We start from the raw sequence: 13,268 nt of genomic DNA, 5'->3' as shown, positions 1-13,268 counted from the left end.
TGTCGGATCCTCAGCGCTTCTTCTTGCCGTCGTAGAACGGGTTCTCCCAGATGACCGAGCCGCCCTGGCCGAGGCCCACGCACATCGCGGTGAGGCCGTAGCGGACGTCCGGGCGCTCGGCGAACTGCGCCGCGAGCTGGATCATCAGGCGCACACCGGATGCGGCGAGCGGGTGCCCGAGCGCGATCGCGCCGCCCCACTGGTTGACGCGCGGGTCGTCGTCGGCGATGCCGAAGTGGTCGAGCAGCGAGATCACCTGGATGGCGAAGGCCTCGTTGAGCTCGAACAGGCCGATGTCGTCGATCGTCAGACCGGCCTTCTTGAGAGCCTTCTCGGTCGACGGAATCGGGCCGATGCCCATGATCTCGGGCTGCACGCCCGCGAATGCGAACGACACGAGCTTCATCTTGGGACGCAGGCCCAGCTCCTTCACGGCGCCGCCGCCGGCGAGCAGAGACATCGTGGCTCCGTCGGTGAGCGGCGACGAGGTGCCGGCCGTCACGCGGCCGTGCGGACGGAAGGGAGTCTTCAGCGCCGCGAGGTCCTCCATCGTGGTCTGCGGGCGACGGCCCTCGTCCTCGGTGGCCAGGCCCCACGAGCCCTCGGCATCCTTGATCGCTACCGACACCAGGTCGGGCTGGATCTTGCCCGCGTCGTACGCGGCCTGCGCCTTGTGCTGGCTCAGCATCCCGAACCGGTCGGAGCGCTCCTTGGTGAGGTGCGGGAAGCGGTCGAAGATGCGCTCGGCGGTGACGCCCATGTTGAGGGCGCCCGGGTCGACCATGCGCTCGCTGACGAAGCGCGGGTTCGGATCGGCGTTGCCGCCGATCGGGTGGTGGCCCATGTGCTCGACGCCGCCCGCGAGGGCGAGGTCGTACATGCCGACGCCGATGGAGCCCGCCATCGTGGTCACGCTCGTCATCGCGCCGGCGCACATGCGATCGATCGCGAAGCCGGGGACCGTCTGAGGAAGCCCGGCCAGGATCGCGACGCTGCGGCCGAGGGTCAGACCCTGGTCGCCGGTCTGCGAGGTCGCGGCGATGGCGACGTCGTCGATGCGGTCCTTGGGAACGCTCGGGTTGCGCTCCATGAGCCCGATCGTCGCCTTGACTGCAAGGTCGTCCGCTCGGGTGTTCCAGTACATGCCCTTCTCGCCGGCGCGCCCGAACGGGGTGCGCATTCCATCGACGAAGAAGACGTCCGAGATCTCGGCCACTCTGCCTCCATAGTTTGGGATCGAATCCAGCCTACGGTGAGACTGGGTCTCACGAAATCGATTGGTCCGAACCTACGAAGCCGCTTCGGACGCCTCCGACGAGACTTGCACGGAATCCACAAAGGCATCGGCGATCAGCTGTGAGGTCTGCTCAATCTGCCACGGCCGCGCGCCGAGTCCCGCGAGGGCTTCGCCGATGGATGCCGCCGACAGCGGCTGCGGGGGAGTCCAGGCGACCCGCCGCAGCAGCTCGGGCGTCAGCAGGTTCTCGGTCGGCATGTTCAGCTCTTCGGCACGCTGCTCGACGAGCGGGCGCGCGGCCTTCAGCCGTGCGTCGGCCTCGGGGTTGCGGTCGATCCAGGCGCGGGGCGGCGGCAGGGTGTCGCCTCCGGAGGCTCGCTCGAGGGGCAGCTGCGTCACCGCACGGCCGGCCTCGATGGCAGCCCACCAGCGATCCAGCTGCGAGCGGCTGGCACGGCCCGTGAAGTCCTTGACGGCGGCGAGGGCGCTCTTCGTCTTCGGGTCGGCGAGCACGGCCGCCACCAGGGCGCGATCGGGAACGAGCCGGCCCGGGGCGACATCCTCTTCGCGCGCGTACTCCTCACGTGCCGTCCACAGCTCGCGGGCGATCGCCAGGGCCTTGCGGCCGCGCACCGTGTGCAGGCCGCTCAGCCGCCGCCAGGGCTCCTCGCGGGGCGGCTTGGGCTCGCGCTCGAGCACGGCGCGGAACTCCTGCGCGGCGAAGTCCGTCTTGCCCTGTTCGTCCAGCTCGATCGCGAGCTTGTCGCGCACATCGATCAGGTGCTCGACGTCGAGCGCGGCGTACTCGAGCCAGGCCTGGGGGAGCGGGCGCGTCGACCAGTCGGATGCGGAGTGCGCCTTGGCCAGTGTGATGCCGAGCGTGTCCTCGACCACGGCCCCCAGACCCACCCGCTCGTGTCCGAGCAGCCTTGCCGCCAGCTCGGTGTCGAAGATGCTCGGCGGTTCGAGCCCGATCTCGCGCAGCGACGGCAGGTCCTGGCTCGCCGCGTGCAGAACCCACTCCTCGCCGCCGATCGCGTCTTCGAGCGCGCCGAAGTCGCCGATGGGCGGCGGATCGAAGAGGAACACCCCCGCCCCGCGCCGATAGACCTGAACGAGGTACGCCCGCTGCGAATAGCGGAAGCCGGAGGCACGCTCGACGTCGACGGCCACCGGACCGGTGCCGTCGGCCAGCCGGCGGGCGGCTTCGACGGCACGGCCGACCTCATCGATGACGTCGTAGTCAGCCACGCGGCGACCTGCGCGAATCGAGCATCGCGATCCCTTCCGAGCCGGGCGGCAGACCCGCCAGCATGCACAACAACTCCGCCCATGCTTCCACGTGCGGAGCGATGTCGCCTTCCGGAGACCACGACGCCCGCAGCTCGATCTGCGCACCGTCCCCTTCGGATGCCAGCGATCCGAACCCCTTCGACAGTGTCTTCGTGGCCGTTCCGGACGCCGAGTGGTGCGCTGCCCGACGGGACTTCAGCGCGTCGGTGAGCCAGGTCCAGGCGACATCGGCCAGCAGCGGATCGATCCCGATCTCCGGCTCGAGCGGCGCCTGCGCGAAACAGACGATCCGCCACGCGCCGTTCCACGGCGCGGGTTCCTCCGGATCGTGCAGCAGCACGAGGCGACCGGTGCCGTATGGCGCCTCGGTGTCGTCCGGCGTGGACCGCACGTCGCCGGCGATCGCGAGGGCGTCGGGCGCGAGGCCCTGCGGCGCGGTGATCTCGGTGACCGTCAGGTCGTCACGGAACACGATCGCGCGCACCGCGGCGGCGGCCTGCTCGAACGAGCCCGGTGCCGCGGGGGGACGCTGCTCAACCACGCGGACAGACTAGAGTGATGCCTCGATGGTCGCCTCCAGGCGCGCCGCGAGAGACGGCGCAACTCCTCCTCCCCGCCGGCTGCGGGCTGCGGGATCGCGCGCCGCGCGGCCCGCTCCCGCCTACGCCCTCGGCGTCAGGGCCGCGCTCACCGTGCTGAGTCTCGGCCTGGCAGCCGCGCTCGGCGCCCTGGCCACCGGCTCGGTCGTGATGGCGCGTCGCGTCGTCACGCCGTCACGCCGTCAGCCCGACACCCGGATCCTCGCGCTCGACACGGCGGCGCAGACGATCACGCTCTCACGCACGCCGGACACCGAGCTGCCCGGGCGCTACGGCCTGTTCACGACGGGCACGTCAGACTACGTCAAGCTCGGCTCCGTGCTGTCGGAGGACGCGACGAGCGTGAAGCGCAAGCTGCTCACCCACGTCGGTCCTGACGCACGGCTCGAGCCTGACGCCGCGTTCAGCGGGTGGTACTTCGATCACCCCGAGCAGCTCCACCTGCCGTTCACCCCTGAGCTCATCGGCTCGACGGTCGGTCCGTGCCCCGCGTGGCTGTTCCCGGCGGGCGACGGCGACACGTGGGTCATCCAGGTCCACGGCCGCGGCACGACGCGCGCGGAGTGCCTGCGCGCCGTCCCGGTGTTCCACGCCCTCGGCATCACGTCGCTGGTGGTGTCGTACCGCAACGACGGCGAGGCGCCGCGCAGCCGCACCGGAACGTATGCGCTCGGCGACACCGAGTGGCGCGACGTCGACGCCGCGGTCGGGTTCGCCCGTCGCCGCGGTGCGCGCCGCGTGATCGTCATGGGCTGGTCGATGGGCGGCGCCATCGCACTGCAGCTCTCCCTGAACTCCGCCCACGGCGACGCGATCGCCGGACTCATCCTCGAGTCGCCCGTCGTCGACTGGCGCGTGGTGCTGCAGTTCCAGGCGCGGGCGGAGCGGGTGCCTGCCGCGATGAGCCGTTTCGCGATCGGCGCCCTCCAGAACGAGTGGGCGTCCCCGCTCACCCGCACGGGCGGTGCGATCGATCTCGACCGCCTCGACGTGGTCGCCCGCGCGGCGGAGCTGCGGCATCCGATCCTCATCCTCCACAGCGACGACGATGGATTCGTGCCGTCGGACGCGTCGCACAGCCTGGTCGCGGCACGCCCCGACCTCGTGCAGATGCAGGTCTTCGAGGTCGCGCGCCACACCAAGCTGTGGAACTACGACCAGGAGCGGTGGTCTGGCAGCATCCGCTCCTGGCTCGCCGAGCAGGGGCTCGCCGGCGACTGATCGGCGCCGTCAGAGGCCGGACTTCGCGCGCGCCTGACGCTGTGCGCGCAGCAGCATGCCGGTCATGCCCGAGATGCGCAGCGGCGAGACCACTCGCGTGAGGCCGAGCGTCTGCGGGTAGTCCGCCGGGACCGCTGCGACCTCGGCAGCGCTGAGTCCGGTCAGCCCCTGCGCGAGGATGCTGGCGAAGCCACGCGTCGTCGGCGCCTCGGCCGGAGCCGTCGCGTGCATCGCCACCGTGCCGCAGTCGTCGACGTCGACGATGATGTAGACCGGCGACTGGCACTCGACCACCCGTTCCGCGAGCTCGGGGTGCCCCTCGTACTCGGCGGGGATCGCGGGCAGCTCGTACGAGTACTCGAGCAGCAGCTGCAGCCGGTCGGGTTCGGCGAGCTCGAGGAACTCGTCGCGGATCTCGGCGAGCCGCTCGGGCAGCGAATCAGTCATCGGGACCAGTTTCGCATGTGGATGCCGGCGTCAGCGGCCGGGCGCCTCGCCGGGCTCGGCGCCGGTCACGATCGGCACGCGGACGGCGCTGCCCCATTCGGTCCACGAGCCGTCGTAGTTGCGCACGTCCTGGAAGCCGAGCAGATGCGCGAGCACGAACCACGTGTGACTGGAGCGCTCCCCGATGCGGCAGTAGGCGACGATCGCGTCGCCGTCCTGCAGGCCCGCCTCGCCGCGGTAGATCGCGTCGAGCTCGGCACGCGTCTTGAAGCCGCCGTCCTCGGCGACCGCCCGCGCCCACGGCACGCTCTGCGCAGTCGGGATGTGCCCGCCGCGCAGAGCGCCCTCCTCGGGGTAGGCGGGGGCGGAGGTGCGCGTCCCGTCGTATTCCTCGGGGGAGCGCACGTCGATCAGCGGTCCCTTGCCGAGGTGCGCCAGCACGTCATCCTTGTAGGCGCGCAGCAGCGAGTCGTCGCGCTCCACGACCGGGTACTCGGTCGGCGCCGGGGTCGAGGCATCCCTCGTGATCGGGCGCCCTTCCGAGATCCACTTGTCGCGGCCGCCATCGAGAAGTCGCACGTCCTCGTGGCCGAACAGCGAGAAGACCCACAGCGCGTAGGCGGCCCACCAGTTGTTCTTGTCTCCGTAGATGACGACCGTGTCGTCGCGCGAGATGCCCTTGCGGCCCACGAGCTCGGCGAAGCCCTCGCCGTCGACGTAGTCCCGTACGACCGGGTCGTTGAGTTCGGTGTGCCAGTCGACCTTGACGGCGCCGGGGATGTGGCCGGTCTCGTAGAGCAGGACGTCCTCGTCGGACTCGACGACCACCAGGCCCGGCTGCCCGAGCCGCGCCTGCAGCCAGTCCCCGGTGACGAGACGGCCGGGATCGGCGTACTCGGCGAACTTCTCTGACGACGTGTCGAACTCGACGGACATGGCTTCTCCTGGGTCTCGGGACGCGCTCGGGTCGGCGGCGCCGTGCGGATGATGCGCACAGGGCTGACGGTTAGGGTTGAACCGTCGACTCCGACCCTAGATTCCCATGTGCCCGCGCGAGGCCTCGACGTAAGACTCCGTCACAGGTCGCCGCGTTCTTCTCCCGCAGAGGACCCGTATGACCGTCTCCGCCACCCGCACCGGCGTCGTCCACCTCACGGAGCGGACGCCGCAGCTCGCCGGCGCCGAGATGGTCGCGGCGCTCGTGCCGCCGCCGCAGTTCTCCGGCGCGACGTTCGACACCTACCGCGCCGACGCGGCCTTTCCGTCCCAGCAAGAGGCCAAGGACCTCCTGATCGCGTTCACGGGCGGTGGCGCCCCCGCCAAGGGCGGCCTCTTCCGACGGGCGAAGCGGCCCGAGATCAAGCCCGGTGTCTACTTGGACGGCGGGTTCGGCGTGGGCAAGACCCACCTGCTGGCATCCGTGTACCACGCGATGCCGGCACGCCGGAAGTACTTCGGTTCGTTCATCGAGTACACGGCGCTCGTCGGCGCGCTCGGCTACCAGAACACGGTGGAGCTGTTCCGCGGGGCCGACCTGCTGTGCATCGACGAGTTCGAACTCGACGATCCGGGCGACACCATGGTGATGACCCGCCTGCTCGGCGAGCTCGTGTCGTCGGGCACGAGACTGGCCGCGACCTCGAACACGCCGCCGAACGCGCTCGGCGAAGGGCGGTTCGCCGCCCAGGACTTCCTCCGCGAGATCCACGCGATGGCCGCGAGCTTCCAGACCGTGCGCATCGACGGCACCGACTACCGCCACCGCGCCGTGGACGGGCACGCGGCGGTGCTGTCGGCCGCCCAGTACGAGGCGGCGATCGCGGACGCCGCGACGACGGGACTGGCCTCGGACGACGGCTTCGACGCCCTCGTCGCGCACCTCGCGCACGTGCACCCCTCTCGGTACATCCGCCTCATCGACGGGCTGGCCACGGTGGGGCTGCGCGACGTCCAGCCGTTCACCGACCAGTCAGCGGCGCTGCGCTTCGTCGCCTTCGTCGACCGCGTGTACGACGCGCAGCTGCCCATCCGCGCCACGGGCACCTCGCTCGACCTCGTCTTCCCCGAGGAGATGCTCGCCGGCGGCTACCGCAAGAAGTACCTGCGCGCCATCTCCCGCCTGGTGGCCTCGACGCTCGCCTGAGCGCGCGACACCCGCTGGACCAGTCGACTCCGGCCTGATTCACGGGCCCCGTTCGGCGCGCCGAAACACGATGTTTACGCTCGGGGCCCTCGTGTAACCAACGGGAAACACGGGATGGCCCGCCGCCGAAACGGCACCTCGCGACACTGAGGGGACCCGACGCTATCCTGCGTCCCCCGCAGAGAGGTTCTCCACGGAGATGGATCAAGGCAACACCGCATTCATGCTCATCACGGCTGCGCTCGTCCTGTTGATGACGCCCGGCCTCGCGTTCTTCTACGGCGGCCTGGTGAAGGCCAAGAGCGTCATCAGCATGATGATGCTCAGCTTCGGCGCCCTCGGCCTCATCGGCGTGCTGTGGGTCGTCTACGGCTACGCCATCGCGTTCCCCGGCTCTGAGGGCCTCGTTCCGCCGTGGTCCATCGACTGGTCCGCCATCGGCCTGACGAGCCTGCTGGAGGTCCCGGAAGGCGCCGCCTACCCGCCGCTCGCGTTCGTCGCATTCCAGGCGACCTTCGCGATCATCACCGTCGCGCTCGTCTCGGGCGCGATCGCCGACCGCGCCAAGTTCGGCTCGTGGATGATCTTCGCCGCGATCTGGGCGACGATCGTGTACTTCCCGGTGGCGAGCTGGGTGTTCAACTTCGGCCTCGCCGACGACGGCAGCTTCGCGTACGGCGGCTGGATCACCTACGGCATGCAGGAGGTCTTCGGGGTCGGCGCGATCGACTTCGCCGGTGGCACCGCGGTCCACATCAACGCCGGTGCGGCCGCCCTCGCCCTCGCCCTCGTGCTCGGCAAGCGCCTCGGCTTCCAGAAGGGCGTGCACGTGCCGCACAACCCGCCGTTCGTGCTGCTGGGCGCCGGCCTGCTGTGGTTCGGCTGGTTCGGCTTCAACGCGGGCTCCGAGCTCGCCGCCGACGGCACCGCCGCCGTGGCCTTCGTCAACACGATCGCCGCTCCCGCCGCGGCTCTGCTGGCGTGGCTGCTCGTCGAGAAGATCAAGGACGGAAAGCCCACCTCGGTCGGCGCCGCCTCCGGCGCCGTCGCTGGTCTGGTCGCGATCACGCCCGCCTGCGCCTCGCTCACCCCGATCTGGGCCATCGTGCTCGGCCTCGTCGCCGGTGCTGTCTGCGCCCTGGCGATCGAGCTCAAGTACAAGTGGGGCTTCGACGACTCGCTCGACGTCGTGGGCATCCACCTGGTCGGCGGTCTTCTCGGCACGCTCTACCTCGGCTTCTTCGCCAACACGACCGGACTCATCTACAGCGGCAACCTGACGCAGCTGCTGGTGCAGACGATCGCCGCCCTGGCAGTGCTCGTGTACTCGTTCGTCCTCGCTTACGCGATCGGCTGGGTCATCGAGAAGACGATCGGCTTCCGCGTGAAGAACGAGGACGAGGTCGCCGGCATCGACACCGTCGTGCACGGAGAAGAGGGCTACGTCCTCGAGGGCGCCCGCGCCTGACACGACGATCCAGATCCGAAGGGGCGTCGCGGTTCCCCCCGCCGCGACGCCCCTTCGGCGTGGCCGGGGGCACGTGAAGAGAGGATGCCGCACACGGCCGTTATCGTGATCCCGTGGCCCGCGGCATCCTCTCCTCCCTGCTGAACCTCTTCACGCCGTCCCGGCGTCGCTCGACGACGCCGACCGCCCCGGGAGCTGACGCTCCGGGCCGCTCAGGCGGCACCGCCACAAGAGAGATCGACCCGCCGGACCGGTCGTCGCTGCGGATCACGTACAAGCCGGTGCACGACGCGGACCCCGATGCCGGCGAGATCGTCTGGACCTGGGTGCCGTACGCGGAGCGCGACGGTCGTGGCAAGGATCGCCCGGTGCTGGTCATCGGGCGGCGCGACGCCGACACGGTCTACGCCGTGAAGCTGACCAGCAAGGCTCACGACGGCCAGCGCGACTTCCTTCCGATCGGATCCGGCGCGTGGGACTCGCAGGGCCGTCCGTCGTGGGTCGACATCGACCAGTTCTACCTCGTTCACCGCGCCGGCATGCGGCGCGAGGCGGCCGCGCTCGACCTGGAGCGCTTCGTGCGCGTCGCGGACGCCCTTCACCGCCGCTACGGGTGGGCGGTGGGGGAGCCTCGCTAGGCCACGGGCGGGATGCCGGCGTCCCAGCGCGCCTCTGCGCTCACCGACGGTGCGGCGGACGCGTCGTACACGCGCACCCACTCAGGCGTGACCACGACCAGGGCGAACCCTTCCTCGTGCACGCGCGATCCCGGCGCGTGACGCAGGAACTCCTCGCCCAGCGCGGCACGTCGGTCGGGACCCGCGATCGACGCGGGCCCCTCGATCTGCAGCGTGACGTCGCCGTCGGTGCCGACCACGATCGCGATCACCGGCCGGGCTCCGAGATTCGCGACCTTGCGGGATGAGGCGAGGGCGTTGAAGAGGATCGAGCCGTCGTCGAGCGCCACGAGCCCGACCAGGGCGGCTTCGGGAACCCCTTCGGGTGAGACGGTCGCGACGACGCCGCGGCCGTGGTCGCGGAGGAACGCGACGACGGACTCCCGCTCATTCGGATCGAGCACCATGGAGAGCACGATACCGCCGTACGAAATTGAGAAAACCCCCGGCGGACCGGGGGTTTTCTCATGGTGGGCGATACCAGACTCGAACTGATGACCTCTTCCGTGTGAAGGAAGCGCGCTACCAACTGCGCCAATCGCCCGTGCCCCGAGGGGGACGAGTAACGATAGTACCGGATGCCGGGGCATGCCTCGAACCACAACGGTGTGACACGCGCGGGCTGCATCTGGTTTTGCATGCGGCCGAACGTCGGCTAAAGTCTTACAAGTGCCCGGCGCGAGAGCGAAGGGAACGAAATGCGGATGTAGCGCAGTTGGTAGCGCATCACCTTGCCAAGGTGAGGGTCGCGAGTTCGAGTCTCGTCATCCGCTCAAGTGCAGGGATCCCCTCCAGGGATCACGGCACGTGGGGTCAAACCACACGCGGTGGCGTGGCCGAGCGGCTAGGCACCGGCCTGCAAAGCCGTTTACACGGGTTCGAATCCCGTCGCCACCTCGCCGACAACTGAACAGCCTCTTTAGGCGCGATTGGCGCAGCGGTAGCGCGCTTCCCTGACACGGAAGAGGTCACTGGTTCGATCCCAGTATCGCGCACGATGAAACCCTCGGTTCTCCGGGGGTTTTTTTGTCGCCTCCGATCAACGGACATGCTCGGCCGGGTAGACGTCCCGAACCCGCTCCCGGAAGAAGCGCCCGGCACTCGCGGCGGACACGAGCCCTCGGTGGATCGACGGCGGCACCGCGAAGTAGCGGTACACCTCGCCCGACGTGAACTCGAGCTCCAGCACGCCGGTGCCGACGTCGTAGCCGGCCGACGCGATCGCCGTGGAGTCCAGCTGCTCTCGCCGCATCGCCTCAGGCTACGCCGCCGACCAGGGAGCCGACCGCTACCGTGGTCGCGTGACCGATCAGCTCACCGACCGGATCCGGGCGGGACTGCGTGCCGTCGCCGATCCCGAGCGCGCGCCCGGCCAGCAGCGGTACATGAAGTCCGAGATGCCGTTCCTCGGCGTCCGCGTTCCCGAGGCCCGCCGCGTCGCGAAGAGCCTCGCGAAGGGGATGGATGCCGCGGCGCTGAGCGATGCGGCCCTCGAGCTGTGGGACGCCGCCGGATTCCGCGAGGAGCGGTACGCGGCCATGGCACTGCTTTCGCTGCGGCCCCTTCATGCCGACGCCCGGCTCGTTCCCGTCGTCGAGCACATGGTGCGCACCGGCCAGTGGTGGGACTACACCGACGAGCTCGCGCATCGCCTTGCCGACCTCCATGACGCACGCCCCGCCGACACCGCGGCGCTCGTGCACGAGTGGGCTCGGGACGCCGATCTGTGGATCCGGCGCATCGCGATCCTGTCGCAGCTCGGGCGCGGCATCCGCCTCGATCCCGACGTGCTCGTCGACACCGTCGATCCGAACACCTCCGACGCGGAGTTCTTCATCCGCAAGGCGATCGGCTGGGCGCTGCGCGAGTACGCACGCGTCGCGCCGGGGTGGGTGCGGGGCTACGTCGACACGCACGGGCTGAGCCCGCTGACACGCCGTGAGGCGCTCAAGCATCTCGGGGCGGCTCCGGCCCAGGCCACTGGGTAGAATCGTCGCGTGGAACTCGTCTGGTCGACCGCCGCGGCGGCACTCAAGACCATCACGCGAACGCTCGGCGCCTGAGCGGGCGGGGCGCGGCGTGCGCCCGAAGCTGAGTAGCCTTGATCCGAGCCATTCCCAGGAGAGTTTCCGTGACTGACGCTGTGCCCTATCCCGCCGACGGCTTCGCCCTGTTCCCCGACCGATCCGTGGTCGCGCTGCGGGTGAACGGCGAATTGAAAGACCTCGCGACCGTGGTGACCGAGACGGATGCCGTCGAGCCGGTCACCATCGACAGCCCCGACGGGCTGGCGATCCTGCGCCACTCGACCGCGCACGTGATGGCGCAGGCCGTCCAGCGCATCAACCCGCAGGCCAACCTCGGCATCGGCCCGCCCATCACCGACGGCTTCTACTACGACTTCGGTGTGGAGCATCCCTTCACTCCCGAAGATCTGAAGGCGATCGACAAGGAGATGCAGCGCATCGTCCGCGAGGGCCAGCGCTTCGTGCGCCGTGTCGTGACCGACGAAGAGGCGCGCGCCGAGCTCGTCGACGAGCCCTTCAAGCTCGAGCTGATCGGACTCAAGGGCGGCGGGGCGGAGAAGACCGAGGGCGCCTCGGTCGAGGTCGGCGCCGGCGAGCTGACCATCTACGACAACGTCGACCGTGACGGCCAGACGGTCTGGAAGGACCTCTGCCGCGGGCCGCACCTGCCCAGCACCCGCCTGATCGGCAACGGCTGGGCGCTGCAGCGCGTCGCCGGGGCCTACTGGCGCGGCAGCGAGAAGAACCCGCAGCTGCAGCGCATCTACGGCACCGCGTGGCCGTCGAAGGACGAGCTGCGGGCCTACCAGACCCGTCTGGAAGAGGCGGCCAAGCGGGACCACCGCAAGCTCGGCAAGGACCTCGACCTGTTCTCGTTCCCTGACGAGATCGGGTCGGGCCTGTCGGTGTGGCATCCCAAGGGCGGCATCGTCCGCGGCGAGATGGAGCAGCACGCGCGCCGCCGTCACATCGCCGGCGGCTACACCTACGTGTACACCCCGCACATCTCGAAGCAGGACCTGTTCCTCACCTCGAACCACCTCGTCACCTACAAGGAGGGCATGTTCCCGCCCATCGTGATGGACGAGGAGCGCGACGAGCACGGCGAGATCACCAAGCAGGGCCAGGACTACTACCTGAAGCCCATGAACTGCCCGATGCACATCCTGATCTACAAGGAGCGCGCACGCAGCTACCGCGATCTGCCGATGCGCCTGGCCGAGAACGGGACGGTCTACCGCAACGAGCTCTCGGGCGCCCTGCACGGCCTCACCCGCGTGCGCGGCTTCACCCAGGACGACTCGCATCTGTTCGTGACCCCCGAGCAGCTGGAGGGCGAGGCGACCCGCGTGCTCGAGTTCGTCATCTCGATGCTCCGCGACTTCGGTCTCGACGACTTCGAGCTCGAGCTGTCGATGCGCGACGACGAGAAGGACAAGTGGATCGGCTCGGACGAGTTCTGGGAGTACTCGACGAACGCCCTCCGCAACGTCGCCCTCGCGAGCGGTCTGAAGCTCACCGAAGTGCCCGGCGAGGCGGCGTTCTACGGCCCCAAGATCGACCTCAAGACCCGTGACGCCATCGGCCGCACCTGGCAGCTGTCGACCGTCCAGGTCGACCCCAACCTGCCCGAGCGGTTCGAGCTGGAGTACACCGACCGCGACGGCCAGAAGAAGCGGCCGATCATGATTCACCGCGCGCTGTTCGGCTCGATCGAGCGGTTCTTCGCGATCCTGCTGGAGCACTACGCGGGGGCGTTCCCGGTGTGGCTGTCGCCGGTGCAGGTCGTGGGCATCCCCGTCGCCGAGGAGTTCGCCGACTACCTCGGCGAGGTCGTCGACCTGCTCAAGGCCGAGGGCGTCCGCGCCGAGCTCGACCACTCCGACGACCGGATGCAGAAGAAGATCCGCACGCACACCACCCAGAAGGTGCCGCTCCAGCTCATCGCGGGTGCGCAGGATCAGTCCGCAGGCACGGTGTCGTTCCGCTTCCGCGACGGCTCGCAAGAGAACGGCGTGCCCATCGCCGACGCGGTGCGCCGGGTGCGCGAGGCGATCGCAGCGCATGCGCTGGTGAACACCGCGGAGGACTTCGCGTGAACGACGACCCGCTTGCGGGGAGTCGCGAACGCGAAGTCACGGTCCCTGAGCCTGTCG

At 69.7% G+C, this 13,268-nt stretch carries 13 protein-coding genes and 4 tRNA genes; 9 read left to right on the top strand and 8 right to left on the bottom strand.

Translation table 11 applies throughout. The annotated features are described in order from the left end of the window. Window positions 1–10: 10 nt before the first annotated feature. The 3 genes from IF188_RS04790 to IF188_RS04780 form a co-directional block, all read right to left on the bottom strand. Complete coding sequence (locus tag IF188_RS04790) at window positions 11–1,216, bottom strand: thiolase family protein (RefSeq protein ID WP_191170636.1); 1,206 nt, start codon at window positions 1,214–1,216, stop codon at window positions 11–13. Window positions 1,217–1,288: 72 nt separating this feature from the next. Beyond that, on the bottom strand, window positions 1,289–2,488 hold the full coding sequence (locus IF188_RS04785; protein WP_191170635.1) for a ribonuclease D: 1,200 nt from the start codon (window positions 2,486–2,488) through the stop codon (window positions 1,289–1,291). Then, a complete protein-coding gene (locus IF188_RS04780; protein WP_191170634.1) occupies window positions 2,481–3,071 on the bottom strand; it encodes a DUF3000 domain-containing protein in 591 nt (196 codons plus the stop codon). Before IF188_RS04780 ends, IF188_RS04785 begins: the two co-directional genes overlap by 8 nt. A gap of 25 nt (window positions 3,072–3,096) precedes the next feature. Here IF188_RS04780 and IF188_RS04775 point away from each other — a divergent pair, with 25 nt between their 5' ends. After that, window positions 3,097–4,350: an alpha/beta hydrolase family protein gene (locus IF188_RS04775; RefSeq protein WP_224751417.1), complete on the top strand. Its 1,254-nt coding sequence runs from the start codon at window positions 3,097–3,099 to the stop codon at window positions 4,348–4,350. Window positions 4,351–4,359: 9 nt separating this feature from the next. Here the strand turns inward: IF188_RS04775 and IF188_RS04770 are convergent, their stop codons facing one another. Further along, on the bottom strand, window positions 4,360–4,797 hold the full coding sequence (locus IF188_RS04770) for a SufE family protein (protein WP_191170633.1): 438 nt from the start codon (window positions 4,795–4,797) through the stop codon (window positions 4,360–4,362). Between the two features lie 30 nt (window positions 4,798–4,827). Next, complete coding sequence (locus IF188_RS04765; protein WP_191170632.1) at window positions 4,828–5,733, bottom strand: sulfurtransferase; 906 nt, start codon at window positions 5,731–5,733, stop codon at window positions 4,828–4,830. Between the two features lie 178 nt (window positions 5,734–5,911). Here IF188_RS04765 and zapE point away from each other — a divergent pair, with 178 nt between their 5' ends. The 3 genes from zapE (at window position 5,912) to IF188_RS04750 (ending at window position 9,046) form a co-directional block, all read left to right on the top strand. Then, window positions 5,912–6,940, top strand: coding sequence for a cell division protein ZapE (zapE, locus tag IF188_RS04760; RefSeq protein WP_191170631.1), 1,029 nt, complete (start codon window positions 5,912–5,914; stop codon window positions 6,938–6,940). A 199-nt stretch (window positions 6,941–7,139) separates the two neighbouring features. Continuing rightward, window positions 7,140–8,408 (top strand): ammonium transporter, encoded by a 1,269-nt coding sequence (locus tag IF188_RS04755; protein WP_191170630.1) that lies wholly within the window; start codon window positions 7,140–7,142, stop codon window positions 8,406–8,408. Window positions 8,409–8,521: 113 nt separating this feature from the next. Beyond that, window positions 8,522–9,046, top strand: a complete 525-nt coding sequence (locus IF188_RS04750) for a type II toxin-antitoxin system PemK/MazF family toxin (RefSeq protein WP_191170629.1) — start codon at window positions 8,522–8,524, stop codon at window positions 9,044–9,046. On the opposite strand, the gene IF188_RS04745 is transcribed toward IF188_RS04750, so the two are convergent. Beyond that, window positions 9,043–9,492: a pyridoxamine 5'-phosphate oxidase family protein gene (locus tag IF188_RS04745; protein ID WP_191170628.1), complete on the bottom strand. Its 450-nt coding sequence runs from the start codon at window positions 9,490–9,492 to the stop codon at window positions 9,043–9,045. The genes IF188_RS04750 and IF188_RS04745 overlap by 4 nt on opposite strands. Window positions 9,493–9,553: 61 nt before the next feature. Then, window positions 9,554–9,629, bottom strand: a tRNA-Val gene (locus IF188_RS04740). 156 nt (window positions 9,630–9,785) lie between these two features. On the opposite strand from IF188_RS04740, the gene IF188_RS04735 reads away from it, so the two are divergent. The 3 genes from IF188_RS04735 to IF188_RS04725 all read left to right on the top strand — a co-directional run bounded on the left by IF188_RS04735 (window position 9,786) and on the right by IF188_RS04725 (window position 10,080). After that, window positions 9,786–9,858, top strand: a tRNA-Gly gene (locus IF188_RS04735). 53 nt (window positions 9,859–9,911) lie between these two features. Further along, window positions 9,912–9,982, top strand: a tRNA-Cys gene (locus IF188_RS04730). A 26-nt stretch (window positions 9,983–10,008) separates the two neighbouring features. Continuing rightward, window positions 10,009–10,080 (top strand) — tRNA-Val (locus IF188_RS04725). 44 nt (window positions 10,081–10,124) lie between these two features. Here IF188_RS04725 and IF188_RS04720 read toward each other — a convergent pair. Next, on the bottom strand, window positions 10,125–10,337 hold the full coding sequence (locus tag IF188_RS04720) for a KTSC domain-containing protein (protein ID WP_191170627.1): 213 nt from the start codon (window positions 10,335–10,337) through the stop codon (window positions 10,125–10,127). Between the two features lie 49 nt (window positions 10,338–10,386). Here IF188_RS04720 and IF188_RS04715 point away from each other — a divergent pair, with 49 nt between their 5' ends. After that, window positions 10,387–11,073, top strand: a complete 687-nt coding sequence (locus tag IF188_RS04715; RefSeq protein WP_191170626.1) for a DNA alkylation repair protein — start codon at window positions 10,387–10,389, stop codon at window positions 11,071–11,073. A 143-nt stretch (window positions 11,074–11,216) separates the two neighbouring features. Continuing rightward, complete coding sequence (thrS, locus tag IF188_RS04710) at window positions 11,217–13,211, top strand: threonine--tRNA ligase (protein ID WP_318152781.1); 1,995 nt, start codon at window positions 11,217–11,219, stop codon at window positions 13,209–13,211. The last annotated feature ends 57 nt before the right edge of the window (window positions 13,212–13,268 follow it).

Origin of the sequence: Microbacterium helvum, assembly GCF_014779795.1 — a bacterium.
In the GTDB taxonomy this organism is placed as follows: Bacteria; Actinomycetota; Actinomycetes; order Actinomycetales; family Microbacteriaceae; genus Microbacterium; species Microbacterium helvum.
Note: the sequence above shows the minus strand (reverse complement) of the source record. Positions and strands in the feature narration are given on the sequence as shown.